The sequence below is a fragment of the Salmonella sp. 32100201201700099SM genome (genome assembly GCF_017572645.1).
Taxonomy (GTDB): Bacteria; Pseudomonadota; Gammaproteobacteria; order Enterobacterales; family Enterobacteriaceae; genus Salmonella; species Salmonella enterica.
Genome location: NZ_JAGERQ010000005.1, coordinates 262680 through 285803, shown reverse-complemented (window position 1 = coordinate 285803; position 23124 = coordinate 262680). Strand labels below are relative to the sequence as shown.

Annotated in this window: 24 protein-coding genes; 7 read left to right on the top strand and 17 right to left on the bottom strand. The window is 52.9% G+C overall.

Translation table 11 applies throughout. The features are described 5' to 3' along the window. Positions 1 to 50: 50 nt before the first annotated feature. The gene (dcuC, locus tag J4685_RS10715) at positions 51 to 1436 is read right to left on the bottom strand and encodes an anaerobic C4-dicarboxylate transporter DcuC (RefSeq protein WP_000958616.1); all 1386 of its coding nucleotides are present in this window, start codon (positions 1434 to 1436) and stop codon (positions 51 to 53) included. Between the two features lie 378 nt (positions 1437 to 1814). Between dcuC and pagP the strand changes: the two genes are divergently transcribed. Both pagP and cspE read left to right on the top strand, forming a co-directional pair. Next, complete coding sequence (pagP, locus tag J4685_RS10710) at positions 1815 to 2387, top strand: lipid IV(A) palmitoyltransferase PagP (protein WP_000289055.1); 573 nt, start codon at positions 1815 to 1817, stop codon at positions 2385 to 2387. Positions 2388 to 2574: 187 nt separating this feature from the next. Further along, the gene (gene cspE, locus J4685_RS10705) at positions 2575 to 2784 is read left to right on the top strand and encodes a transcription antiterminator/RNA stability regulator CspE (RefSeq protein ID WP_000034826.1); all 210 of its coding nucleotides are present in this window, start codon (positions 2575 to 2577) and stop codon (positions 2782 to 2784) included. Between the two features lie 57 nt (positions 2785 to 2841). Here cspE and crcB read toward each other — a convergent pair whose 3' ends face one another. Continuing rightward, positions 2842 to 3225, bottom strand: a complete 384-nt coding sequence (gene crcB, locus J4685_RS10700; protein WP_000939753.1) for a fluoride efflux transporter CrcB — start codon at positions 3223 to 3225, stop codon at positions 2842 to 2844. A gap of 90 nt (positions 3226 to 3315) precedes the next feature. Here crcB and J4685_RS10695 point away from each other — a divergent pair, with 90 nt between their 5' ends. Together J4685_RS10695 and tatE are read left to right on the top strand one after the other, a co-directional pair. Then, positions 3316 to 4104 carry a deaminated glutathione amidase gene (locus tag J4685_RS10695; RefSeq protein ID WP_000495777.1) on the top strand — a complete coding sequence of 263 codons (789 nt, stop codon included), beginning with the start codon at positions 3316 to 3318 and terminating at the stop codon, positions 4102 to 4104. 128 nt (positions 4105 to 4232) lie between these two features. Further along, the gene (gene tatE / locus J4685_RS10690) at positions 4233 to 4436 is read left to right on the top strand and encodes a twin-arginine translocase subunit TatE (protein WP_000503938.1); all 204 of its coding nucleotides are present in this window, start codon (positions 4233 to 4235) and stop codon (positions 4434 to 4436) included. An 85-nt stretch (positions 4437 to 4521) separates the two neighbouring features. On the opposite strand, the gene lipA is transcribed toward tatE, so the two are convergent. The 11 genes from lipA to J4685_RS10635 all read right to left on the bottom strand — a co-directional run bounded on the left by lipA (position 4522) and on the right by J4685_RS10635 (position 15326). Beyond that, positions 4522 to 5487 (bottom strand): lipoyl synthase, encoded by a 966-nt coding sequence (lipA, locus tag J4685_RS10685; protein WP_000042640.1) that lies wholly within the window; start codon positions 5485 to 5487, stop codon positions 4522 to 4524. A 205-nt stretch (positions 5488 to 5692) separates the two neighbouring features. Beyond that, positions 5693 to 6646, bottom strand: coding sequence for a YbeF family transcriptional regulator (locus J4685_RS10680; protein ID WP_001282821.1), 954 nt, complete (start codon positions 6644 to 6646; stop codon positions 5693 to 5695). 301 nt (positions 6647 to 6947) lie between these two features. Beyond that, positions 6948 to 7589 (bottom strand): lipoyl(octanoyl) transferase LipB, encoded by a 642-nt coding sequence (gene lipB, locus J4685_RS10675; RefSeq protein ID WP_000284009.1) that lies wholly within the window; start codon positions 7587 to 7589, stop codon positions 6948 to 6950. Positions 7590 to 7688: 99 nt separating this feature from the next. Next, entirely contained in the window at positions 7689 to 7952 is a 264-nt protein-coding gene (gene ybeD / locus J4685_RS10670; protein WP_000850547.1) for a DUF493 family protein YbeD, read from the bottom strand. Between the two features lie 107 nt (positions 7953 to 8059). Further along, positions 8060 to 9271, bottom strand: a complete 1212-nt coding sequence (gene dacA, locus J4685_RS10665; RefSeq protein ID WP_000858714.1) for a D-alanyl-D-alanine carboxypeptidase DacA — start codon at positions 9269 to 9271, stop codon at positions 8060 to 8062. Positions 9272 to 9410: 139 nt separating this feature from the next. Continuing rightward, entirely contained in the window at positions 9411 to 10544 is a 1134-nt protein-coding gene (gene rlpA, locus J4685_RS10660) for an endolytic peptidoglycan transglycosylase RlpA (protein WP_001231298.1), read from the bottom strand. Positions 10545 to 10554: 10 nt separating this feature from the next. Beyond that, positions 10555 to 11667, bottom strand: a complete 1113-nt coding sequence (gene mrdB / locus J4685_RS10655) for a peptidoglycan glycosyltransferase MrdB (RefSeq protein ID WP_000131713.1) — start codon at positions 11665 to 11667, stop codon at positions 10555 to 10557. 2 nt (positions 11668 to 11669) lie between these two features. Then, a complete protein-coding gene (mrdA, locus tag J4685_RS10650; protein ID WP_000828700.1) occupies positions 11670 to 13571 on the bottom strand; it encodes a peptidoglycan DD-transpeptidase MrdA in 1902 nt (633 codons plus the stop codon). A 30-nt stretch (positions 13572 to 13601) separates the two neighbouring features. Then, positions 13602 to 14069: a 23S rRNA (pseudouridine(1915)-N(3))-methyltransferase RlmH gene (rlmH, locus tag J4685_RS10645; RefSeq protein ID WP_000776107.1), complete on the bottom strand. Its 468-nt coding sequence runs from the start codon at positions 14067 to 14069 to the stop codon at positions 13602 to 13604. 3 nt (positions 14070 to 14072) lie between these two features. Beyond that, complete coding sequence (gene rsfS, locus J4685_RS10640) at positions 14073 to 14390, bottom strand: ribosome silencing factor (RefSeq protein ID WP_001161670.1); 318 nt, start codon at positions 14388 to 14390, stop codon at positions 14073 to 14075. Between the two features lie 327 nt (positions 14391 to 14717). Further along, positions 14718 to 15326 (bottom strand): adenosylcobalamin/alpha-ribazole phosphatase, encoded by a 609-nt coding sequence (locus tag J4685_RS10635; RefSeq protein ID WP_001241911.1) that lies wholly within the window; start codon positions 15324 to 15326, stop codon positions 14718 to 14720. A 96-nt stretch (positions 15327 to 15422) separates the two neighbouring features. Between J4685_RS10635 and cobD the strand changes: the two genes are divergently transcribed. After that, a complete protein-coding gene (cobD, locus tag J4685_RS10630) occupies positions 15423 to 16517 on the top strand; it encodes a threonine-phosphate decarboxylase CobD (protein ID WP_001173245.1) in 1095 nt (364 codons plus the stop codon). Here cobD and nadD read toward each other — a convergent pair. From nadD to leuS, 4 genes are read right to left on the bottom strand one after another with little or no spacing between them, the layout of a single operon-like run. Continuing rightward, a complete protein-coding gene (gene nadD / locus J4685_RS10625; RefSeq protein WP_001518902.1) occupies positions 16492 to 17133 on the bottom strand; it encodes a nicotinate-nucleotide adenylyltransferase in 642 nt (213 codons plus the stop codon). The genes cobD and nadD overlap by 26 nt on opposite strands. 1 nt (position 17134) lies before the next feature. After that, complete coding sequence (holA, locus tag J4685_RS10620) at positions 17135 to 18166, bottom strand: DNA polymerase III subunit delta (RefSeq protein ID WP_000620497.1); 1032 nt, start codon at positions 18164 to 18166, stop codon at positions 17135 to 17137. After that, entirely contained in the window at positions 18166 to 18756 is a 591-nt protein-coding gene (lptE, locus tag J4685_RS10615) for an LPS assembly lipoprotein LptE (RefSeq protein ID WP_001269950.1), read from the bottom strand. Before lptE ends, holA begins: the two co-directional genes overlap by 1 nt. A gap of 14 nt (positions 18757 to 18770) precedes the next feature. Next, positions 18771 to 21353, bottom strand: coding sequence for a leucine--tRNA ligase (gene leuS, locus J4685_RS10610; protein WP_001157911.1), 2583 nt, complete (start codon positions 21351 to 21353; stop codon positions 18771 to 18773). Positions 21354 to 21589: 236 nt separating this feature from the next. Here leuS and J4685_RS10605 point away from each other — a divergent pair, with 236 nt between their 5' ends. Both J4685_RS10605 and J4685_RS10600 read left to right on the top strand, forming a co-directional pair. After that, complete coding sequence (locus J4685_RS10605) at positions 21590 to 21931, top strand: UxaA family hydrolase (RefSeq protein WP_001574029.1); 342 nt, start codon at positions 21590 to 21592, stop codon at positions 21929 to 21931. A 16-nt stretch (positions 21932 to 21947) separates the two neighbouring features. Next, positions 21948 to 23120: a UxaA family hydrolase gene (locus J4685_RS10600; protein ID WP_011233102.1), complete on the top strand. Its 1173-nt coding sequence runs from the start codon at positions 21948 to 21950 to the stop codon at positions 23118 to 23120. Positions 23121 to 23124 lie beyond the last annotated feature (4 nt).

The window sequence follows — 23124 nt, the reverse complement described above, 5'->3', positions numbered from 1 at the left end:
CGCTTTAAGATGCCGGAGCGATGTTTTCCCTCGCCCCGGCTTACCGGCTATCAGCCGCCAGTAACGGCGGAAGAGGCGCCTGGCACCATAATTTCCGTGGCGATAATGACGATCAACAGACCGACGATGACCGGAACGGACGTGCGCTTCACCACTTCAAACGGTGATATTTTAGCCATCCCGGCGACAGCGACCACGACGCCGGAGACCGGCGAAATCGTGCGTCCCAGGTTTGAGGCTTGCAGCATTGGGATGGATAAATAGGCTGGGTTGATACCGGAGGAGTGCGCCAGTTTAGGGATCATCTCAACAAAGGCGTAAAAAGGCGCATTGCCTGAACCGGTGGTCATCGCGGCCAGCATGGTTAAAATCACTAAGACCAGCATCAGAATAATGCTGGCGGAGCCAAAAGAAGTGGCAATCGAGATCAGACTTTGGATAAAGCCAATGGTGCTCAGCCCCTGGGCGAAAACGCCCGCCGCGACCAGCAGCATCACGACACCGGCAAACGCATCCGCCATGCCGCGATAAGCCACTTCCAGGCCGGAAAACACATTTTGCGTGTTGAAACCGCGCACGAATTCCAGCACGGCGGCCAGCAGCATACAGATCACCAGAATGGTAATAATGTGCAACTGCGGCCCCCATTTACCGTCAAAAATCAGTACGCCGATAATGGGCGTGAACGGCAAAATGGCATAAAACGCCGGGGCCGTGGTGGTAATCTCCGCCACGTCCAGCATCTCATGTGAAATGTTCTCTTTTTTATCCAGATAGCGTTGCCAGAAAAAGTGCGCAATCGCCATACCGATAATGGCGGCGATGGAAATTGGCAGCGTGGTTTTGAACGCGAAATCGATTAACGGCATCTCCGCCGCTTTTGCGGCTAAAACCACATCGCCAGACGTTGGCGAGAGGATGATGGCGGCCGGAGAGGCGCAAATAGCCGCCGCCGCGCCGCGGCTAATGCCGACGTTGACCATCACCGGGAAGAGAGTAGCCATGAGCAGTACGCCAAGCCCCGTCGCGGAAGAGACGGCCAGCGACATCAGGCAGGCGACAAAATAGGCGGCAATCATCAACAGGTAGGGCGAGTTTATATACTGTAAAGGTTTCGACGCCAGCTTCACGACCATATCATTTGCGCCGATATGCGTCATATAGGCGGCAAAGCCGCACAGCATCATGATCATCATGCCAAGATCGCCGCCGCGACTCATAAGCAAAATTTTGATGTATTCAACAATATCTGTTGCGGTATAGCCGGTACTGGTTTCGCTGGCAGGTAATACCTTATGCCCCATCAGCGCGCTGATAATAAGCAGAACCAGACCGCCGACAAATAAAACGCCAGTGGCGGAATATCCCTTAATGATGTAGCGTGCTACACCCACAATAACGACGACTCCGATAAGGAGCTCTATAACTGTTAGCATTGTTTCCCCTGTCTTATCGACACCCAGAGTAAAAATAAGAACCACAAAAGTGGTATAAAAATGTACCGAATAAAGGATGGCGCCTTACTGATTAAAATCACGGCGCGGTTATTTTTTCATGTCATCACTAAAGATGAAATATGTTTATACGAATTTTCTGTAGTGCTATAAGTATTAATTTATTGTTATTTTATTGTTTTATTTGTTGTGCTTTGTTTTGTGTTTTTTGTGAAAGCTTATTAAGGAGCGCGTGACGGTTCTGAGTGCTAAATCAAACGCCGTTAACCCGATACTCTCTCAGATTATTCTCTGTTTATAGTTTGTTAAGATTTTATTCAGGTTAATGTTGTTATTATCACAGTCGAATTTTTGAACGGTATGTATGTTGCGATGATCATCAGAAAGTATTTTCTTATTATTGCTCTCCTTGTTATGCCATGGCTGGCTATTCCTTCAGTCTCTGCGGCGGATAAAGGGTGGTTTAACACGTTTACCGATAACGTCGCAGAAACGTGGCGACAGCCTGAGCATTATGATTTGTATGTCCCCGCCATTACCTGGCATGCGCGCTTTGCCTACGATAAAGAGAAAACGGATCGCTATAACGAACGGCCGTGGGGCGTTGGTTTTGGTCAGTCGCGCTGGGACGATAAAGGCAACTGGCATGGCCTCTATATGATGGCCTTTAAAGATTCATTTAACAAATGGGAACCCATAGGCGGTTATGGCTGGGAAAAAACCTGGCGACCGCTGGAAGACGATAATTTTCGTCTGGGACTGGGCTTTACCGCAGGCGTTACCGCGCGCGACAACTGGAATTATATTCCCATCCCTGTGCTGTTGCCTTTAGCGTCGATAGGCTATGGTCCCGCTACCTTTCAGATGACCTACATTCCGGGTTCGTATAACAACGGAAACGTCTATTTTGCCTGGATGCGTTTCCAGTTTTGACGGAGAAGGGCATTGTTCTGTTGTGAATTAAAAAGCCTTAAAAAACAATAAGTAGATAGGGTTAGCTAAAAATTAACGCGATATTTATCACTTTTTCGCAAAGTTCGACTGGACAAAATGCATCACAATTGTTGTACTGGTATCCGACACAGCATTTGTGTCTATTTTTCATGTAAAGGTAATTTTGATGTCTAAGATTAAAGGTAACGTTAAGTGGTTTAATGAATCCAAAGGATTCGGTTTCATTACTCCGGAAGATGGCAGCAAAGACGTGTTTGTACACTTCTCTGCAATCCAGACCAATGGTTTTAAAACTCTGGCTGAAGGTCAGCGCGTAGAGTTCGAAATCACTAACGGTGCCAAAGGCCCTTCCGCTGCAAACGTAACTGCTCTGTAAGCATACGTCCGACAGCAAGATTTCAAAACCCGTCCTTTCGGCGGGTTTTTTTTGCGCTTAACGCGCTGCGGCGGCGGAAAATAGCCAGAATGCCAGCGCCGTCATGGCAAACGAACCCAACAGGTTAATCAGCACATTCAGCAGCGCCCAGCCAAAGCGCCCCTCTTGCAGCAAGAATACCACTTCGGCAGAAAAAGTAGAAAAGGTCGTCAGGCCGCCGCAAAAGCCGGTCGTAATGAGCACTTTCCACATCGGATCGATATGTGTCATGCGGTTAAACCAGGCGAACCCCATGCCGATAATAAACGCGCCAAGTAAATTTGCTGTTAGCGTACCGATGGGAATCGCCTGATGAAGCGGATTAAAACGCATACTGAGCATCCACCGGGCTACGCTCCCCGTTCCACCGCCAATAAAAACTGCTAAAAGAAGCTGTAACACTGCCGAATCCTTTATTTAATTGCTATACAAGAGGAGTGTAACGCCGAACACGCATAATTGGCGAGTCCTGACAGAGGTGTGGGAGGGGATATGTTCGTTGCAGCCGGGCAGTTTGTGGTGAGTTCTGTATGGGAAGAGAATGCGCAAGTTTGCGTTTCGTTAATGGCGCAGGCGGCGGACCGCGGCGTATCGCTTCTGGTGCTGCCTGAGGGGATATTAGCGCGAGATGACATCGGCCTTGACCTGCCGATTCGCGCCGCGCAGCCGCTGGATGGCGCGTTTATGACGCGGCTTCAGGAAGAAAGCGCTCATAATAATATGACGACGATATTCACTATCCTTGTCCCGTCAACGCCTGGACGGGCGGTTAATATGCTGGTGGCGCTACGGGCAGGTCACATTGTCGCGCGTTACGCGAAGCTGCATCTCTATGATGCGTTTTCGATGCAAGAATCCCAAAGTATTGATGCCGGAACCGTTATCGCGCCTGTGCTGGACGTGGAGGGGGTTAAGGTGGGGCTTATGACCTGTTATGACCTGCGCTTTCCGGACATGGCGCTAGTGCTGGTTTTACAGGGGGCTGACGTATTGGCGCTGCCGACGGGCTGGGTTCGCGGCCCGTTGAAAGAGCAGCAGTGGTCGACGCTGCTGGCGGCGAGAGCGCTGGATACCACCTGCTATATGATTGCGGCCGGGGAGTGTGGTAATCGTAATATTGGTCAAAGTCGTATTATCGATCCGTTGGGGGTAACGATAGCCGCGGCAGCCGATCGTCCGGCGCTGATCGTCGCGGAAATATTCAGAGAACGAATAGACCAGGTGCGGGAGCAACTTCCTCTTTTGCAGCAACGACGATTTGCGCCACCGCAATTATTATGATGTTTTTTTACGCAAAGCTTGATTCACCTTGTTACAGATTGCTATTGTGTGCGCGCGTCGAAAGACCGTTAATATTCTCAGGTTAATCCGGCGCGTTACGCAGCCTGTTTTTAGTGAAGAAGGTATCTATGGGTGAGATTAGTATTACCAAACTGCTGGTGGTTGCCGCACTGGTTGTTCTGCTGTTTGGTACCAAGAAGTTACGTACGCTGGGCGGAGACCTGGGCACGGCGATTAAAGGATTCAAGAAAGCAATGAACGATGAAGACGCGGGCGTTAAGAAAGACGTCGACGGTAGCGTTCAGGCTGAAAAACTCTCGCATAAAGAGTAATAGCGCAATGCGCTTGCTCCGCAGAGTAAAAAAACCGGCGAGTTGCCGGTTTTTTTTGCCTGAAATGTAAGCGTCTATTACACGATCATTTCACTTCCATGCCTTTGGCCTGGAGATCAGCATGGTACGAAGAACGTACAAAGGGGCCACAGGCGGCATGGGTAAAGCCCATCGCCAGGGCTTCCGCTTTCATCTCGTCAAACTCTTCCGGGCTGACATAACGCTGTACCGGCAGGTGATGGCGGCTTGGCTGTAGATACTGACCAAGCGTCAGCATGGTAACGCCGTGACGGCGTAAATCGCGCATAACCTCAATGATTTCCGCATTGGTTTCGCCTAAGCCCACCATCAGACCCGATTTTGTCGGAATTTCCGGGTGCGCTTCTTTGAAGCGTTCCAGTAATTTCAGCGACCAGTTGTAATCGGCGCCCGGACGAACCTGGCGGTAGATACGCGGCACGTTTTCCAGGTTGTGGTTAAACACATCCGGCGGCGTCGCGTTAAGGATATCCAGCGCGCGATCCATACGTCCACGGAAGTCTGGCACCAGGGTCTCTATTTTTATCTCCGGGCTTTTGGCACGGATGGCGGTGATGCAGTCAGCAAAATGCTGGGCGCCGCCGTCACGCAGATCGTCACGGTCGACAGAGGTGATGACCACATAGCGTAGCGCCATGTCGGCGATCGTTTGCGCCAGTTTCTGCGGCTCTTCCGCATCCGGCGCAACGGGGCGGCCATGGGCGACATCACAGAACGGACAGCGGCGAGTGCAAATGGCGCCAAGGATCATAAACGTAGCGGTACCGTGGTTGAAACATTCAGCCAGGTTTGGGCAAGACGCTTCCTCGCAGACAGAATGCAGGCCATTTTTGCGCATTGCGGCTTTGATGCCCTGGATACGGGTAGAATCCGCCGGAAGTTTTATTTTCATCCATTCCGGTTTACGTAGTAGAGCGTCGCGCTCTGTGACCACATTTTTAACCGGGATAAGAGCCATCTTATCGGCATCGCGGTATTTTACACCGCGTTCCATCACAATGGGTTTACTCATAGCGTGCGTGTTCCAGTTGCGAATAACGAAGGAAAGCGTTTCAATTCAAGGGAAAGTTGTATTTATCAACTATTTTTGAATTTGTGACACGCAGTATATCATTGATAAGGGCCATAAAGCAGCCTGACAGCCCGGCAAAATGTAAAATAGTTGTTGTTTTGTGCTGTTTGCCCATATCTTCCGTGACCTGAATGCAACATTTTTGTCAGAACGCCTCACGAATGATATCAATGACGTTCTCCAGCACCGGATCGCGCAGACTCAGTTTATTGTAATGCAGCGAGAACTCGACCTGTTCACTATTCACCGGCGCGTAGGGAAGGCGCTCAAGCGGCCAGCAGCGGCTAAATAAGTCGTAGAAGCGGGTGGGCATCAGCCCCAGCAGATCGCTGCTGGCGATCAGCGAGGCAATGGTAAAAATATTGTAGCTGCTAAAACTGATTTGCTGATCGGGAAATGTCTCCTGCAGTCGCTGGCGCAGCAGGGAAAGATGTTGTCCCTCCAGCATCAGAAAGGTGTGATCCGCGCTGTTCAGTCTCTCTTCAGTAATGGCGTTCGCCAGACACGGGTGATGCTGGCGGCAGACAATCTCAAGCGTATCGCTAAACAGGACGTGATACTGGATGCTCCGGTTGTTATAGCTATGGGTATTGATAATGAGATCGGTCTGAAACTGACTAAGCTGGCTTTCGGCATCGTCTACCGGAATGTTGCGCAGCAAAAGCTGAGGATAACGCGGCCTGATGGCCTGGTAAATAATCGGCATCACTAGCGCGCCGACCGAAGGCGTCGTGCCAATTGTAATGGTACGTTGCTTATCATAGCTGCCCGTAAGATCCAGGGCGCCAAGAATAGATTCCAGCCCCTGGCTGATGTATTCGTGCAGATGCGTAGCATACGTCGTGGGCGTTACGCCCTGGCCTTTGCGAATAAACAGCGGATCGGGAAATATAGTCCGTAATTTTTGAATGGACTGGCTGATGGCTGACGGCGTCAGGTTAAGAATTTTCGCTGCATTGACGATCCCTTTATGGACATATACGGCCTCGAAAATCGTCAACAGATTGAGGTCAATATTTCTCAGTGTTCTGAAAATTTGCGGTTTGTCTTGTAGATGTTGATCGGCCGGTTGTCTTTCTGCCTGATTATTATCACTCACGCTCTGGCTCCGAATTCATTCGTATTATGAATAATAGATGAAATAGTATATTTTGCATTTATGAGTTGGTTTTAAAATTACTCTTATGAATGTATTTTTAGTCATTTCAATAAGATAAGTAACAGCAAGGCCGGGATTTTGTTCACGGAAAATTCCTCATCATGAGGACTGAAGAGGCCATGCCGCCTGGCGGCTACAGCAGGGATATAACGAAAATATAGAAAGCGGGGGGAGAAGTAAAGCATTCAAATCATATATGATTAATGACCCATAAATTTCTTGGGCCATTATATTTTACGCATTAAGCAGCAATATATTCATACGGTGGATTATTTAGCAGAGCTAAAATATTCGCCAGCAAGCGGGGCGCAATATTATCCGTGGTAGCGTCTTCCTTCCACTGCGTTATTTTGGCCATTTCCATGCCGGCATAACCACACGGGTTGATGCGTAGGAAAGGAGAAAGATCCATGTTAACGTTTAGCGCTAAACCGTGGAATGAGCAGCCGCGACGGATACGTAAACCGAGCGAGCAGATTTTCTTTTCACCCACGTAGACGCCCGGCGCATCGGCGCGCGGATGCGCCTCAATACCAATTTCAGCCAGCGTATTCACCACGGTCTGTTCAAGTAGGGTGACTAAATCACGCACGCCCAGTTTACGTCGTTTCAGGTTAAGTAAAACGTACATTACCTGTTGGCCTGGACCATGATAGGTCACCTGTCCTCCACGATCGCTCTGCACAACGGGAATGTCGCCAGGCATCAATATATGTTCCGCTTTACCGGCCTGGCCCTGGGTAAACACCGGGTAATGCTCAACCAACCAGATTTCATCATGGCTGTTTTCATCGCGCATATCGGTAAAGTTATGCATGGCCTGAGAGATAGCTTCATAGGGCTGAAGGCCGAGCTGGCGGACAAGGATTTTATCCTGATACAAAACGGCATCTCCGTAGAGAATGAAAAAAGAGAGGAAAGTATATCACAGCGGGGGAGGCGGGGAGTTACCCGGATAAGACCGGGTAACCGTCTGGATGTATTACAATACCATTCGCACGATATCAATATTGCCCAGTTCTTCGTACAGCGTTTCAACCTGTTCAATATGGGTGGCATTAATGGTGATAGAGACCGAGTGGTAGTTGCCTTTGCTGCTCGGTTTTACCGTCGGAGAGTAATCACCAGGCGCATGGCGCTGTACCACTTCAACCACCTGATCAACCAGCTCAGGTAACGCCTGCCCCATTACTTTGTAAGTAAATGGCGTAGGGAATTCAAGCAGTTCGTTAAGTTTGGTTTTCATGTCAGCTCCGGCATTACGTAAAAAAATAACAACTCCCGCCACAGGGCGGGAGTTTTACTGATGCATAGTATATGGGGACGAAAATCACACTTTCAAGCGTGCAATTTTTATCCAAACCAGTGATGGAACATTAATTTAATGTAATCAATGATTTTACCGAAGAAGTTCCCTTCCGGGATCTCTTGCAGTACGACCAGCGGACGCTGCTCGATGGTTTTACCGTCCAGCTGGAAGTTGATGGTGCCGACCACCTGGTTTTTCTGCAGCGGCGCGTGCAGTTCTGCGGTATTCAGTACATAGCTCGCTTTCAAATCTTTCATGCGGCCGCGAGGGATCGTCAGGTAAACGTCTTTATCAACGCCCAGCGAGGCGCGATCGGTATTACCAAACCAGGCGGGTTCAGAAGCGAACTCTTTACCAGCCTTCAGCGGATTAACGGTTTCAAAGAAACGGAAGCCCCACGTCAGCAGTTTTTTGCTTTCTGTTTCACGGCCTTTATAGGTCCGTCCGCCCATCACGGCGGAAATCAATCGCATCTGACCTTCGGTTGCGGAAGCGACCAGATTATAGCCCGCTTTGCTGGTATGGCCGGTTTTGATGCCGTCCACATTCAGGCTGTTATCCCACAGCAGACCGTTACGGTTTAACTGGCGAATGCCGTTAAAGGTGAACTCTTTTTCTTTATAAACGGCATATTCGTTCGGCACATCTCGAATTAACGCCTGGCCAATCAGCGCCATATCGCGAGCTGAACTGTATTGTCCGTCGGCGTCCAGGCCGTGTACGGTCTGGAAGTGGGTATTTTTCAGCCCCAACGCGTTCACATAGCTGTTCATCAGCCCGACGAAAGCATCCTGGCTACCGGCGGCGAAATCAGCCATCGCCACACAGGCGTCATTGCCGGATTGCAGATTGATGCCGCGTATCAACTGAGAGACCGGTACCTGCATTCCCGGTTTGAGGAACATCAGCGAAGAGCCTTTAAATACCGGATTGCCGGTGGCCCAGGCGTCATTACCGACGGTAACCAGGTCGGTTTCTTTAAATTTACCCGCTTTCATTGCCTGTCCGATGACGTAACTGGTCATCATCTTCGTCAGACTAGCCGGGTCGCGACGTTCGTCGGCGTTTTGTTCCGCCAGAACTTTGCCGGAGTTGTAGTCGATCAGGATGTAGGATTCCGCATCGATCTGCGGAACACCCGGGATCATAGTTTTGATATTCAGGTCATCGGCATGTGCGGTTGAGATAAACGTGGCACAAAGCGCCGTGGTGAGCGCCATGCGCTGCATAAAACGAGCGGAAAAAGTGGTCTTCATGGTCTGAACTACGACGTCCGTGATGAAATTAAAAAAAGAGCCCTACTATAGCAAAAGCATAACTGGCAGGCATCTGACTTTCCGCGTGACTTTGTTAATGTCATTTACAGAAATTGACAGTACAGATACCTGCAATCGGTTACTGCGCGCTGGCGATAAAGGACTGTAATTGTGCTTCTGTTTGCAAACGTTGCTGTAACGCGCTGGCTTCGGCTTTACTGGCAAAAGGCCCCAGTTGAATACGCCAGACCGCGCCGTTTTGTATTACGCGTCCTGGTACGCTGAACTGCTGGCTTAAACGCTGTTGGTACTGCTGCGCACGCGTTTGATCGCTGACGGCGCCGACCTGGACGACGAAACGACCGCTCGCCGCGGCGGCAGGCGCGCTCACCGGGGCAGATACCGGGGCTGCGGCGGCAGGCGCGCTCACCGGCGTCGCAGTCGCTGGAGCCGTCACCGGCGCGGAAACCGGCGCTGTCTGTGGTGCCGGCGTCGGTTCATTACCCTCCAGCACGCCAGGCGCCAGCGTGGTCGGCGCGCCGAGGAAGCCGCTGCTGCTCACCGGCGCACCGGTGGTATCGTCACTTTTCAACGTGGAATTACTGACCGGAAGAACGTCGCCTTGCGGTTGCGCAGGCGCTGAAGAGGCGCTTCCCATGCCGCCGCTTAAATCAGGGCGCGGGGGCAGAGCGTAGGTCTGTTTCGCCACCGTCGTACAGGCCATCCCCGGGCCGGAGAGCGAACCATCCGGCGCCACGATAATGGGGTCAATCCGTACTTTAGTATTATTCGAGGTATTCAGACGATCCGCCGCTGCGCGGGACAGGGAGATGACCCGATCGGTGCCATAGGGGCCGCGATCGTTAATACGCACGACGATCATGCGACCGTTGGCCAGGTTGGTGATTCGCGCATAGCTGGGGATAGGCAGTGTCGGATGGGCGGCGGTAAGCTGCATCGGATCGAACATCTCCCCGGAGGCGGTTAAATTACTGCCGGGTTCCGCATCATAAATAGCGGCCAGGCCAGCCTGGCTAAAGCGGGACGGGTCCTGAACGATTTTATAACTTTTACCGTCACGCTGATAATCCTGGTTTGCGGTCGGATTCAGAGGTTCATAACGCGGTTCCGCTCCGCTGATTTCCACAGTCGGACCATTACATACCGCAGGTTGCGGCGCGACGGTGGTTTGCTGCTGACCGCCGTCATTAGTACATGCCGCGAGTAGTACTATCCCTGCCGCGACGCAGATTACAGGCAACTGCTTACGCATTGCGCACCCCTTATACGCTTTTCGACAACATTTTTCTGTGGGTGTGGATCGACATCACAATCCCGAACCCGGCCATCAGCACAATCAGTGCGGAGCCCCCGTAGCTGACCAAGGGTAAAGGTACTCCAACCACAGGCAGAATACCGCTCACCATACCAATATTTACGAAGACATAAACGAATAATATTAACATTAATCCGCCAGCCATCACGCGACCAAATGTAGTTTGCGCTCTGGCGGCAATCCACAGACCGCGCATTATTAGCAAAATATAGAGCGCGAGCAGAATCAGGATGCCCACCAGACCGAGCTCTTCCGCCAGTACCGCGAAAATAAAGTCGGTATGGCGTTCGGGTAAAAACTCCAGCTGCGACTGGGTGCCGTGGAGCCAGCCTTTACCGCGCAGGCCGCCTGAGCCAATGGCGATTTTAGACTGAATAATATGATAGCCCGCGCCCAGCGGATCGGTCTCCGGATCAAGGAGCATCATGACGCGCTGGCGTTGGTAATCGTGCATCAGGAAAAACCACAAAATAGGAATAAATGCAGCGATCAATACAATGGCGACCCCAATTAAGCGCCAGCTCAGGCCAGACAAAAATAGGACAAAGAGACCGGAAAGGGCGACCAGAATAGACGTCCCCAGGTCCGGCTGGGCGGCGACCAGCAGGGTAGGCATAAAGATTAATACCAGGGCGATGGCGGTATTTTTCAGCGAGGGCGGGCAGACGTCACGGTTAATAAAGCGGGCGACCATCAGCGGCACGGCGATTTTGGCTATTTCCGAAGGCTGAAAGCGAACGATTCCCAGATCGAGCCAGCGCTGCGCGCCTTTGGATATTGCGCCGAAGGCATCAACGGCGACCAGCAGAATGATACAAATGATATAGAGATAGGGCGCCCAGCCTTCATACACGCGCGGCGGGATCTGCGCCATCACCACCATGACCACCAGCCCCATCGCAATCTGACCGATTTTACGCTCCATCATGCCGATGTCCTGGCCGCTGGCGCTCCAGATGACCAATGCGCTGTAAACCAGTAACGCCAGCAGAATAAGTAGCATCGTGGGATCGATATGAATTTTATCCCAGAAGGTTTTTTTGTTCGGATTATCCGTCATGATTATTGGTCCTCCGCCGCTGCAACCACCGGGTTTTCCGCAGGCAAATGGGTGTTGTTGTCGCCCAGCATGATGTGATCAAGGATTTGGCGCATGATCGTGCCTACTGCCGGGCCTGCGCCGCCGTTTTCAAGGATGATCGCGACGGCGACCTGGGGATTGTTATACGGCGCAAAGGCGGTCATTAATTTATGGTCGCGCAGGCGCTCGGCGATTTTATGCGCATTGTACGTTTCGTTGGCCTTCAGGCCAAAGACCTGCGCGGTGCCCGATTTCGCCGCGATTTTATAGGGCGCGCTGGCAAAATATTTATGCGCCGTGCCGTTAGGGCGGTTGGCGACGCCATACATGCCATCTTTCGCTATTTCCCAGTAGCCGGAGTGAATATCGCCCACCGGCGGCTCATGCGGCTGTACCCACGGCACCTGTTTACCGTTTTCCGCGGTGCTCATTAACAGGTGCGGGACTTTAACTACACCGTCGTTAATAAGGATCATCAGCGCCTTACTCATCTGAATCGGCGTTGCCGTCCAGTAGCCCTGGCCGATGCCCACCGGAATCGTATCGCCCTGATACCACGGTTTTTTAAAGCGTTTCTGTTTCCACTCGCGGGTCGGCATATTACCAGATCGCTCTTCTGCGAGATCAATTCCGGTATAGTGACCATAGCCGAACTTACCCATCCATTCTGACAGGCGATCGATCCCCATGTCATAGGCCACCTGATAGAAGAAGGTATCCGCCGACTCTTCAAGGGATTTGGTGATATTCAGATGCCCGTGGCCCCATTTTTTCCAGTCGCGGTAGCGTTTCTCAGACCCCGGCAACTGCCACCAGCCAGGGTCGAAAAGACTGGTGTTACGGGTGATGACGCCAGCGCTTAACGCCGATACGGCGACGTAAGGCTTAACGGTAGAAGCGGGTGGGTAGACACCCTGAGTCGCGCGGTTCACTAATGGCGTGTTCGGGTCGTTAAGCAGCCCGGAGTAATCTTTGCTGGAGATGCCGTCCACGAAAAGGTTAGGGTCGTAACTTGGCATGGAGACCAGCGATAGCACGCCGCCGGTACGCGGATCGGTGACAATCACCGCCGCGCGACTGCCTGCCAGCAGCGTTTCAATATACTGCTGGAGCTTGAGATCCAGCGTCAGGTAGATATCGTGTCCGGCCTGCGGCGGCACCTCTTTGAGCTGGCGAATAACGCGACCGCGGTTGTTGACTTCAACCTCTTCATAACCGGTTTGCCCATGCAGAATATCTTCATAGTAGCGCTCAATGCCCAGCTTGCCGATGTCATGGGTGGCGGCGTAGTTCGCCAGTTTGTTTTCTCTGTCGAGACGCTCGACGTCTTTATCATTGATTTTCGATACGTAGCCGATAACGTGGGTCAGCGCCGATCCGTATGGATAATAGCGGCGTTTATAGCCTTTGACTTCGACGCCCGGAAAACGGTACTGGTTGACAGCAAAGCGCGCGACCTGAACTTCCGTCAGGTTTGTTTTCACCGGAATAGAAGTAAAGCGATGGGATCGGGCGCGCTCTTTTTTAAAGGCGGCGATATCGTCGTCGTTTAAATCGACCACACTGCGTAGCGCATCCAGCGTTTGCTGAACGTTATCCACCTTTTCCGGCATCATTTCAATCTGATAGATAGTGCGGTTCAGCGCAAGGGGAATGCCGTTACGGTCGTAGATTATCCCGCGGCTTGGCGCAATTGGCACCAGCTTGATACGGTTTTCGTTCGAGCGGGTCTGGTAATCGGTAAAACGGAGAATTTGCAGATTATACAAATTGGCGATCAGTACGCCGGTCAGCAGCAAAATACCCAAAAAGGCGACCAGCGCCCGACGCACAAACAGTGCGGACTCAGCCGTATAGTCACGAAAAGAATTTTGTCGTTTCATCCGCTGCTTAATCTTCTCAAGACTTCACGATCACTCACGGTGATAAGGGTGGTTGGTTGTGATGCTCCACGCCCGGTACAAACTCTCCGCGACCAGAACCCGAACCAGCGGGTGAGGGAGCGTTAACGCCGAGAGCGACCAGCTCTGTTCTGCTGCCGCTTTGCAGGCGGGAGATAATCCTTCCGGGCCGCCAATCAGCAAACTGACGTCGCGCCCGTCCTGTTTCCAGCGCTCCAGCTCATTGGCTAACTGCGGCGTATCCCACGGCTTGCCTGGAATATCCAGGGTAACAATGCGATTCTTACCGGCGGCGGCCAGCATCTGCTCGCCCTCTTTGTCGAGAATGCGTTTGATATCCGCGTTCTTGCCGCGTTTGCCCGCAGGGATTTCGATCAGCTCAAAGGGCATATCTTTCGGAAAACGACGCAGATATTCCGTAAATCCCGTTTGAACCCAGTCGGGCATCTTCGTGCCGACAGCGACAAGTTGCAGCTTCACGCATTAACTCCAGAGTTTTTCCAGTTCATACAGGCGGCGACTTTCTTCCTGCATGACATGCACAATCACATCGCCCAGATCGACGACAATCCAGTCAGCCGCATTCTCGCCTTCGACGCCCAACGGCAGCATACCGGCCGCGCGCGACGACTGCACCACGTGGTCGGCAATAGACATAACGTGACGGCTGGAGGTGCCGGTACAAATAATCATACAGTCGGTGATACTGGATTTACCCTGAACATCTAAGGCGATGATGTCCTGACCTTTCAGGTCATCAATTTTGTCGATAACAAAATCCTGGAGTGCTTTACCCTGCAAGTTTTCCCCCTGGGTGAATAATTGCGTTATAACGATAGAAAAAGGCCAACAGGCTGGACCGGTAAGGCGTTGCGAGTTAACGCTAACCTTCCGGCGGGACGCCGTGTAGTATACCTGAATCAGCGGCGATACCGGGACTTATGTCGCCGGATCGGCGTTTAAAATCAGATTATCATCCCATCCCACGTCACAGAAAGCATCGCCATTTTTGTAAAACAATTTCTGCAAAGCTCTGCAAGGTGAAAAAAGCCTGGCTGCGGAGAATAACAGCCTGTCGGGGGCTGTCAATGGGCGAAACCGCTGCGGCGAGAAAAAACGGAAAATTCATCACTCAGGCTGCCAGACGGCACGACTATTTAATACTTTCAGGGTGGCGAACCCTTCGCATATGTCGATTGCGCTCCAGCATCCCTGTTCTACCCGGAAATGCCATAGCGAGGCGGCGGGCATTGCGAGCAGACGGGCAATCAACAGGCTGAGTACGCCCTGATGGCTGACGATCAGCAGGTTCTGGCAATCGCTAAACGCGTCGAGTCGCGAGATAAAGCACTCTACGCGCCGGGTAAAAGCCTGAAAACCCTCGCCATTGGTCGGAACCGCATTCTGCCAGTCCGTACACCAGGCGGCATAGCTTTCGGCATCTTCGTGGGTGAGGTCGCGGTGATGGCGCATTTCCCAGTCGCCGAAGTACATCTCATTAAGCTCAGGTAAGATGTGTTGCGGCGTATCCCGGCCCTCCAGTACGAGTCGGGCGGTATGGCGCGCGCGCTCCAGCTCGCTGCATAACACCAGGTCAAATGGCGCGTGGCGCAATAAAGTATGTAGCGTTTTCGCCTGGCCAATCCCTTTCTCCGTTAACGGCGTGGGAGCATGTCCGCTGTATAACCCGGCGACATTGGCCTCGGTTTCGCCATGACGCACCAGCCACAATCGCATGGTATTCCTCATGAGGTTAAATGCGCAAAACATGATAATGCCCCTGATTGCGCAACGTTTTTTTCACTAAAATAGCGTTTTTTGGCCGGAGGCATAATGGCGTTATTCAACAGCGCGCATGGCGGTAATATTCGGGAAGCCGCGACGGTGTTGGGCATCTCGCCTGACCAGTTACTGGATTTTAGCGCAAACATTAATCCGCTGGGTATGCCTGTCAGCGTGAAACGCGCGCTTATCGACAATCTGGACTGCATTGAGCGCTACCCGGACGCCGATTATTTTCATTTGCACCAGGCGCTGGCGCGTCATCACCAGGTGCCGGCATCGTGGATACTGGCGGGAAATGGCGAGACGGAGTCAATCTTTACCGTGGCGAGCGGTCTTAAACCGCGTCGTGCAATGATTGTCACGCCAGGTTTCGCGGAGTATGGCCGGGCGCTGGCGCAAATTGGCTGTGAAATTCGTCGCTGGTCTCTACGCGAAGCGGATGGCTGGCAGCTTACCGATGCCATTCTTGAGGCGTTGACGCCCGATCTGGACTGCCTGTTTCTGTGTACGCCCAATAATCCTACCGGTCTGCTGCCGGAGCGGCAGTTATTACAGGCCATTGCCGATCGCTGTAAATCGCTGAACATTAACCTTATCCTGGATGAAGCGTTTATCGATTTTATTCCGCATGAGACGGGCTTTATTCCTGCTCTTAAAGATAATCCGCATATCTGGGTGCTGCGTTCGCTGACCAAATTTTATGCCATTCCCGGCCTGCGGTTGGAATATCTCGTCAACAGCAATGACGCGGCGGTGGCGCGGATGCGTCGCCAACAAATGCCGTGGTCGGTTAACGCGCTGGCGGCGCTGGCCGGTGAGGTAGCGTTACAGGATAGCGCCTGGCAACAGGCGACCTGGCATTGGTTACGGGAGGAGGGCGCCCGGTTTTATCAGGCGCTTTGTCAGCTCCCCCTGCTGACGGTCTATCCCGGGCGGGCAAACTATCTGTTGTTACGCTGTGAGCGAGAGGATATTGACCTGCAGCGACGGTTGCTGACGCAGCGGATTTTAATCCGTAGCTGCGCTAACTACCCGGGGCTGGACAGCCGCTATTATCGTGTGGCGATACGCAGCGCTGCGCAAAACGAGCGTCTGCTGTCGGCGCTGCGCAATGTGCTCACCGGTATAACCCCTGCTGATTGATGTAGTTCAGCACGTTTTCCGGCAACAGATCGTCGCAGGACTCGCCTTTTTCCAGCCGTTCGCGGATGAGGGTTGCGGAGATATTAAGCCAGGGCGTTTCCGCCAGGTAAATTTTACCGGCTGGCAACTGGTGCAGATCGTCTGGCGTATGGGTCAGATGCTGTTCCAGCCACTGCTGGTGTTGCGCCTGCGTCATTTCAAGGGGGTAGCCCGGACGACGACAAACGATCAGGTGAGTGTTATCAAGGATGGTGTCGTAATCATGCCAGGTGGGGAAGTTGAGCAGCGAGTCCTGGCCGATAATAAACGCCAGCGGCGCTTCGGGACCCTGTTCTTCGCGCCATGCTTTCAGCGTTTGCGCAGTGTAAGAGGGCGCGTTTCGCTGTAGCTCGCGTTCATCCAGCGTAAAAAGCGGCTTATCGGCGATAGCCAGCTCCAGCATATATTTACGCTGCGCGCTGGAAGCTTCCGGCTGGGGGCGATGCGGCGGCACATTGTTAGGCATAATAATCACCCGCGATAAGCCGATCAGATTCGCCAGCGTTTCAACAGGTTTAAGATGTCCATAATGCACCGGATCAAAGGTGCCGCCGAATAAAGCCTGTAACGATTTCATATCACCCATCAATAAATACGTCTGCCAGCGCCTTATGGCAGAGCAGGAGCGACAGCCCTTCAAGATCTGCCCATACCGACTGACCATAATCCTGTTTGAGCGTAATTTCTGTACGCGTCAGTAACTGCACGGCCTGGCGAAGCTGCGCAGGATGGAGACGCTGCAACGCGTCGCCGATCATGGGGCGACGGTTTTGCCAGACCCGGTGTTTATCAAACAGCGCGCGTAACGGCGTATGCGCGGACTGACGTTTGAGATTTACCAGTAGCAGCAGCTCTCGCTGGAGGGTCCGCAGCAGAATAACCGGTTCGCTGCCTTCAAGGCGTAGCTGTTGCAGAATATGCAGCGCGCGTTTGCTTTTCCCCATCAGTAACGCATCCACCCAGTGGAAAGGGGTAAAGTGGGCGGCGTCATTGACGGCCTGCTCCACGCGAGGAAGCGTTAACTTACCGTCAGGCCAAAGCAGCGACAGTCGTTCCAGCGCCTGCGCCAGCGCCAACAGATTGCCCTCATAGCAATAGCACAGCAGTTGGTTCGCGGCGTCATCCAGTTGCAAATTCTGTGCTTTCGCTCTGGTGGCCACCCAGCGGGGAAGCTGCGCCTGCTCCGGCGTCTGACAACTGACCTGAACGCTACGGTCTGCCAGCGCGGTATACCAGGCGGCGTTTTCCTGCGCTTTGGTGAGCTTGTTTCCACGTACTATTAATAACAGGTCGTCATGCAGCAGCTCGCTCAGCGTGGCGAGTTGCTCATTCATTGCCGCGTTAGGCCCGTTTTCCGGCAGTTGCAGCACCAGCGTTTGACGACTGGCGAACAGACTCATCGCCTGGCAGAGTGAGAAAAGCGATCCCCAGTCGGTACTGGGATCGAGAGTAAAAGCGTGGTGCTCTTCGAAGCCTTGCGACGCAGCCGCCAGACGAATAGCGTCCTGACTTTCCTGCAGCAGCAGCGGATCGTTGCCCAATAGCAGATATGCCGCACGCAGCCCTTCGTTGAGCTGCGCGCGGAGTTGTTCAGGATACAACCTGATCATTAGTTACTCAGCGTAGTGGAGACGCGTGCTGGCGTAGAGGCGGGCGCCGCCGTCTCATTGTCGGCGGTAGCCTCCTCTTTCGTCGCCTGAATATCCGCCGCGCGGACGCTGGTCAGCTTACGAATCAGCTGTTCAGCGGCTTTGTCGTACATCTCCTGAACGATCATGGCCTGCTCGTTATCCTTCGCCAACGCCATCTGCGGGTTATCGAAGAACGAACGGTACACTTTCGTGCTGATAGGATAGATGTCATGGCCCGGAATCAATACCGAGGCATTGACGGTCATTACCATCTGATATTCCGCCGTCTGGCCATCCTGGAACACTGACGCCGTATCCTGCGAAATAGTCACCGTTCCAAGCCGCAGAGACGGAACGTCTTTGCGCGTTGTGTCTTTATCAAGCAGGTTTACGTTATTCAGCCGTAACTGATTACGTACCGCACGACTTAGCGGACCGTTCGGATCGCCGGAATCGAGGATCATCGTTTTCATTGAAGCCGGAACCTGCGTAGTGCTACGCAGATGCCAGCCGCATCCGGCGGTGACCAGCACCGCCAGAGATAACAACAGTGTTACCAGATATCGCACGCTTCCTCCCGCGCTTAGCCAACAACCAGATTGAGGAGTTTACCCGGAACGTAAATCACTTTACGCACGGTAACGCCATCAAGATATTTTGCCACCAGATGTTCCTGGCCTGCACGTTCACGCACCTGTTCTTCGGTGGCATCCACCGCAACGGTGATCTTACCGCGAACTTTACCGTTAACCTGCACGACAACCAGCGTGGTGTTTTCCACCATTGCCTGCTCGTCGGCAACCGGCCACGGCGCGTTGTCGATATCGCCTTCGCCGCCCAGTTCCTGCCACAAGGTAAAGCAGACGTGCGGGGTGAACGGGTTAAGCATACGCACGACGGCCTGCAGCGCTTCCTGAAGCAGTGCGCGGTCTTGTTCGCCTTCCTGCGGGGCTTTCGCCAGTTTGTTCATCAACTCCATGATCGCCGCAATGGCGGTGTTGAACGTCTGACGGCGGCCGATATCATCGGTCACTTTGGCAATGGTTTTATGCACATCGCGACGCAGCGCTTTTTGATCTTCGCTCAGCGCATCGACGTTCAGCGCCGCGACAGGACCTTTAGCGGTGTGTTCGTAAACCAGCTTCCAGACGCGTTTAATAAAGCGGTTTGCGCCTTCTACGCCGGACTCCTGCCATTCCAGAGTCATATCCGCCGGAGAAGCGAACATCATAAACAGGCGTACCGTATCCGCGCCATAACGTTCAACCATTACCTGCGGGTCGATACCGTTATTTTTCGACTTGGACATTTTACTCATGCCAGTGTAGACCAGCTCATGACCCGCTGCGTCTTTTGCTTTGACGATGCGGCCTTTTTCATCGCGCTCGACGATAGCGTCAACTGGCGAAACCCAGTTACGCTCGCCGTTCTCGCCGACATAATAGAACGCATCCGCCAGTACCATGCCCTGGCACAGCAACTGTTTAGCCGGCTCGTCAGAGGTGACCATGCCCGCATCGCGCATCAGCTTATGGAAGAAGCGGAAGTAGAGCAGGTGCATGATGGCATGTTCAATACCGCCGATGTAGATGTCGACTGGCAGCCAGTAGTTTGCCGCTTTCGAATCCAGCATTCCTTCCTGATACTGCGGGCAGGTGTAACGCGCGTAGTACCATGACGATTCCATAAAGGTGTCGAAGGTGTCGGTTTCACGCAGCGCCGGCATACCGTTAACGGTGGTTTTCGCCCACTCAGGATCGGCCTTGATCGGGCTGGTGATGCCGTCCATGACGACGTCTTCCGGCAAAATAACCGGCAGTTGATCTTCCGGCGTCGGCAGCACGGTGCCGTCTTCCTGGGTGATCATCGGGATCGGCGCGCCCCAGTAACGCTGACGGGAAACGCCCCAGTCACGCAGACGATAGTTCACTTTACGTTCGCCGACGCCTTTTTCCGCCAGTTTATCGGCAATGGCGTTAAACGCCGCTTCAAAGGCCAGACCGTCGAACTCGCCGGAGTTAAACAGCACGCCTTTTTCGGTCAGCGCCTGTTCGGAAAGATCCGGCTCGGAACCGTCAGCGGCCAGAATTACCGGCTTGATGGTCAAACCATATTTGGAGGCAAATTCGTAGTCGCGCTGATCGTGACCCGGAACGGCCATCACCGCGCCAGTGCCGTACTCCATCAGGACAAAGTTTGCCGCCCAGACCGGGATCTCTTCGCCAGTTAACGGATGAATCGCTTTATAGCCGGTGTCGACGCCTTTTTTCTCCATGGTCGCCATTTCGGCTTCGGCCACTTTGGTGTTACGGCATTCGTCGACGAACGCCGCCAGCTCGGCGTTATTCGCCGCCGCTTTTTGCGCCAGCGGATGACCGGCGGCCACCGCCAGGTAAGTGGCTCCCATAAAGGTATCCGGACGGGTGGTATAGACGATCAGGGTGTTATCGTAACCCTTCACATCGAAGGTGATTTCCACGCCTTCAGAGCGGCCAATCCAGTTGCGCTGCATCGTTTTTACGGTATCAGGCCAGTGGTCCAGCTTATCCAGATCGCGCAACAGCTCGTCTGCGTAAGCGGTGATTTTGATAAACCACTGTGGGATCTCTTTACGCTCAACTTTGGTGTCGCAGCGCCAGCAGCAGCCGTCGATCACCTGTTCGTTGGCAAGAACGGTCTGATCGTTCGGGCACCAGTTAACGGCAGAAGTCTTCTTGTACACCAGGCCTTTTTTATACAGCTCGGTGAAGAATTTCTGTTCCCAACGGTAGTATTCCGGGGTGCAGGTCGCGATTTCACGGCTCCAGTCATAGCCAAAACCCAGCGTTTTGAGCTGGTTTTTCATGTACGCGATGTTGTCGTACGTCCACGGCGCCGGCGCGGTGTTGTTCTTCACCGCCGCGCCTTCCGCCGGCAGGCCGAAGGCGTCCCAGCCGATTGGCTGCAGCACGTTTTTGCCCAGCATACGCTGGTAGCGGGCAACCACGTCGCCGATGGTGTAGTTACGTACGTGGCCCATGTGTAGTCGGCCAGAAGGATAGGGAAGCATCGACAGGCAGTAATACTTCTCTTTGCTCTCGTCTTCGGTCACTTCAAATGTGCGCTTCTCATCCCAGTGAAGCTGTACTTTGGATTCTATCTCTTCCGGGCGGTATTGCTCTTGCATGGCAGCCAGTAGTCCTGTTTTCGATACAGCTACAAATGTAGCTTTAGAGGTGGTGTTTAGATCCGCATAGCATAGCCCAAACACGCACGTCAAAACAGGGGGTAGAACATTTGTCGCGCCAGGTGTTCATGAGGAGGTGACGCAAAATGCGACACGACTGAGGCAAATTACCGCAGTTCCTGTCACCGCCAGATTGGCCTGTAAAAATAAAGTCATATAAACCATGTAGTTAAAAAATGGCACGCCTTTTGATTAGGGAAGACAGGACTAAAGCAAAGGAGTTAATCGTGAAAAAAAATGCAGTGGTGATTCACCCTCAGGATTGCGTCGCGACGGCTATTACGGCGCTCAAGGCCGGCGAAACCGCCACAATGTTCATTGGCGAACGCGAGATAAGCGTTGTGTTACATCAGGATGTGCCATTTGGCCACAAATTCGCCATCTGCGATGTGCCTTTTCATGGCGAAGTTTATAAATATGGCGAATCCATTGGCCGCGCCACTCAGGAAATAAAAAGTGGCGACTATGTGCACGTCCACAATGTGGAAAGCGAACGCGGACGTGGTGACTGGAAATAATATAAAACAAGGGAAAATGATTATGAGCAATGAGACTTTTTTGGGTTTCCGCCGCCCTGACGGCCGTTTTGGCATCCGTAATTATGTACTGATTTTACCTACCAGCGTTTGTGCGAATAAAGTTGCCCAGGATATTGCCCGGCAGGTAAAAGGCGCGACATGGGTGAATAACGATTTTGGCTGCTGCCAGGTGGCAGGCGATGCGCGTCTGACGGAAAAGACATTGATTAATGTGGCGAATAATCCCAACGTCGGCGCTATTGTGGTTGTGGGCTTAGGCTGTGAAGGCTCGGAGCCGCTGCGCATCGCAGAAGAGATTACCGCATTTGGCAAACCGACTTCCTGCATTACCATTCAGGAAGAGGGCGGCACGCTTAAATGTCAGGCCAGGGGGATTTCGCTGGCCCGCGACTATGCGCAACAACTCTCCATGCAAAAACCGCAGCAAGCACCGGTTAGCGAGCTGCTGCTGGCGATGGAGTGCGGCGGGTCAGATACGACATCGGGGCTGGCGTCTAACCCTTCCTGCGGGGTCGCCTCGGATAAGCTGATACGCTGCGGCGGAAACTCAATTCTTTCTGAAACGACGGAATTTATTGGCGCCGAGCATGTGATGGCGAAACGCGCGGTGACGCCGGAGGTTGGTCAACAGCTCATTGATTTAGTGGTCGGCTGCGAGGCGCGAGCAAAAGCGCTGGGCGAGGATATTCGCGGGGGACAGCCGACGCCGGGCAATATTAAAGGCGGGCTGACTACCATTGAAGAAAAATCGTTAGGCTGTATGCATAAAGCAGGTCATGCGCCGCTACAGGGCGTACTGGAATATGCCGATAGCCCAACGCATCCTGGCCTGTGGATTATGGATACCCCGGGGCAGGATATTGAATCTATTTCCGGCATGGTGGCGGGTGGAGCGCAGATCGTTATTTTTACTACCGGTCGCGGAACGCCTGCCGGTAACCCAATAGCGCCGGTAATAAAAATTACGGGTAATAAAGCAACGTGGGAAATGATGCAGGACAATATTGATATTGATGTGTCCGCCATTATGTCTGGCGAGGCTTCTATTACGCAAATGGGCGAGGAAATTTATCAGGAAATTTTACGCGTCGCGAATGGGAAAACGACTAAATCAGAAGATTTAGGTCATAACGAATTCTCTATTTATAAGATCGCGCCGACGTTCTGATACC

Excerpts from the sequence above, each read along its gene's own strand:
- dcuC (WP_000958616.1), bottom strand. The coding sequence starts at position 1,436 with ATGCTAACAGTTATAGAGCTCCTTATCGGAGTCGTCGTTATTGTGGGT.
- pagP (WP_000289055.1), top strand. The coding sequence starts at position 1,815 with ATGTATGTTGCGATGATCATCAGAAAGTATTTTCTTATTATTGCTCTC.
- cspE (WP_000034826.1), top strand. The coding sequence starts at position 2,575 with ATGTCTAAGATTAAAGGTAACGTTAAGTGGTTTAATGAATCCAAAGGA.
- J4685_RS10695 (WP_000495777.1), top strand. The coding sequence starts at position 3,316 with ATGTTCGTTGCAGCCGGGCAGTTTGTGGTGAGTTCTGTATGGGAAGAG.
- tatE (WP_000503938.1), top strand. The coding sequence starts at position 4,233 with ATGGGTGAGATTAGTATTACCAAACTGCTGGTGGTTGCCGCACTGGTT.
- lipA (WP_000042640.1), bottom strand. The coding sequence starts at position 5,487 with ATGAGTAAACCCATTGTGATGGAACGCGGTGTAAAATACCGCGATGCC.
- ybeD (WP_000850547.1), bottom strand. The coding sequence starts at position 7,952 with ATGAAAACCAAACTTAACGAACTGCTTGAATTCCCTACGCCATTTACT.
- dacA (WP_000858714.1), bottom strand. The coding sequence starts at position 9,271 with ATGAAGACCACTTTTTCCGCTCGTTTTATGCAGCGCATGGCGCTCACC.
- rlpA (WP_001231298.1), bottom strand. The coding sequence starts at position 10,544 with ATGCGTAAGCAGTTGCCTGTAATCTGCGTCGCGGCAGGGATAGTACTA.
- mrdB (WP_000131713.1), bottom strand. The coding sequence starts at position 11,667 with ATGACGGATAATCCGAACAAAAAAACCTTCTGGGATAAAATTCATATC.
- mrdA (WP_000828700.1), bottom strand. The coding sequence starts at position 13,571 with ATGAAACGACAAAATTCTTTTCGTGACTATACGGCTGAGTCCGCACTG.
- J4685_RS10635 (WP_001241911.1), bottom strand. The coding sequence starts at position 15,326 with ATGCGATTGTGGCTGGTGCGTCATGGCGAAACCGAGGCCAATGTCGCC.
- cobD (WP_001173245.1), top strand. The coding sequence starts at position 15,423 with ATGGCGTTATTCAACAGCGCGCATGGCGGTAATATTCGGGAAGCCGCG.
- nadD (WP_001518902.1), bottom strand. The coding sequence starts at position 17,133 with ATGAAATCGTTACAGGCTTTATTCGGCGGCACCTTTGATCCGGTGCAT.
- holA (WP_000620497.1), bottom strand. The coding sequence starts at position 18,166 with ATGATCAGGTTGTATCCTGAACAACTCCGCGCGCAGCTCAACGAAGGG.
- leuS (WP_001157911.1), bottom strand. The coding sequence starts at position 21,353 with ATGCAAGAGCAATACCGCCCGGAAGAGATAGAATCCAAAGTACAGCTT.
- J4685_RS10605 (WP_001574029.1), top strand. The coding sequence starts at position 21,590 with ATGGCACGCCTTTTGATTAGGGAAGACAGGACTAAAGCAAAGGAGTTA.
- J4685_RS10600 (WP_011233102.1), top strand. The coding sequence starts at position 21,948 with ATGATTATGAGCAATGAGACTTTTTTGGGTTTCCGCCGCCCTGACGGC.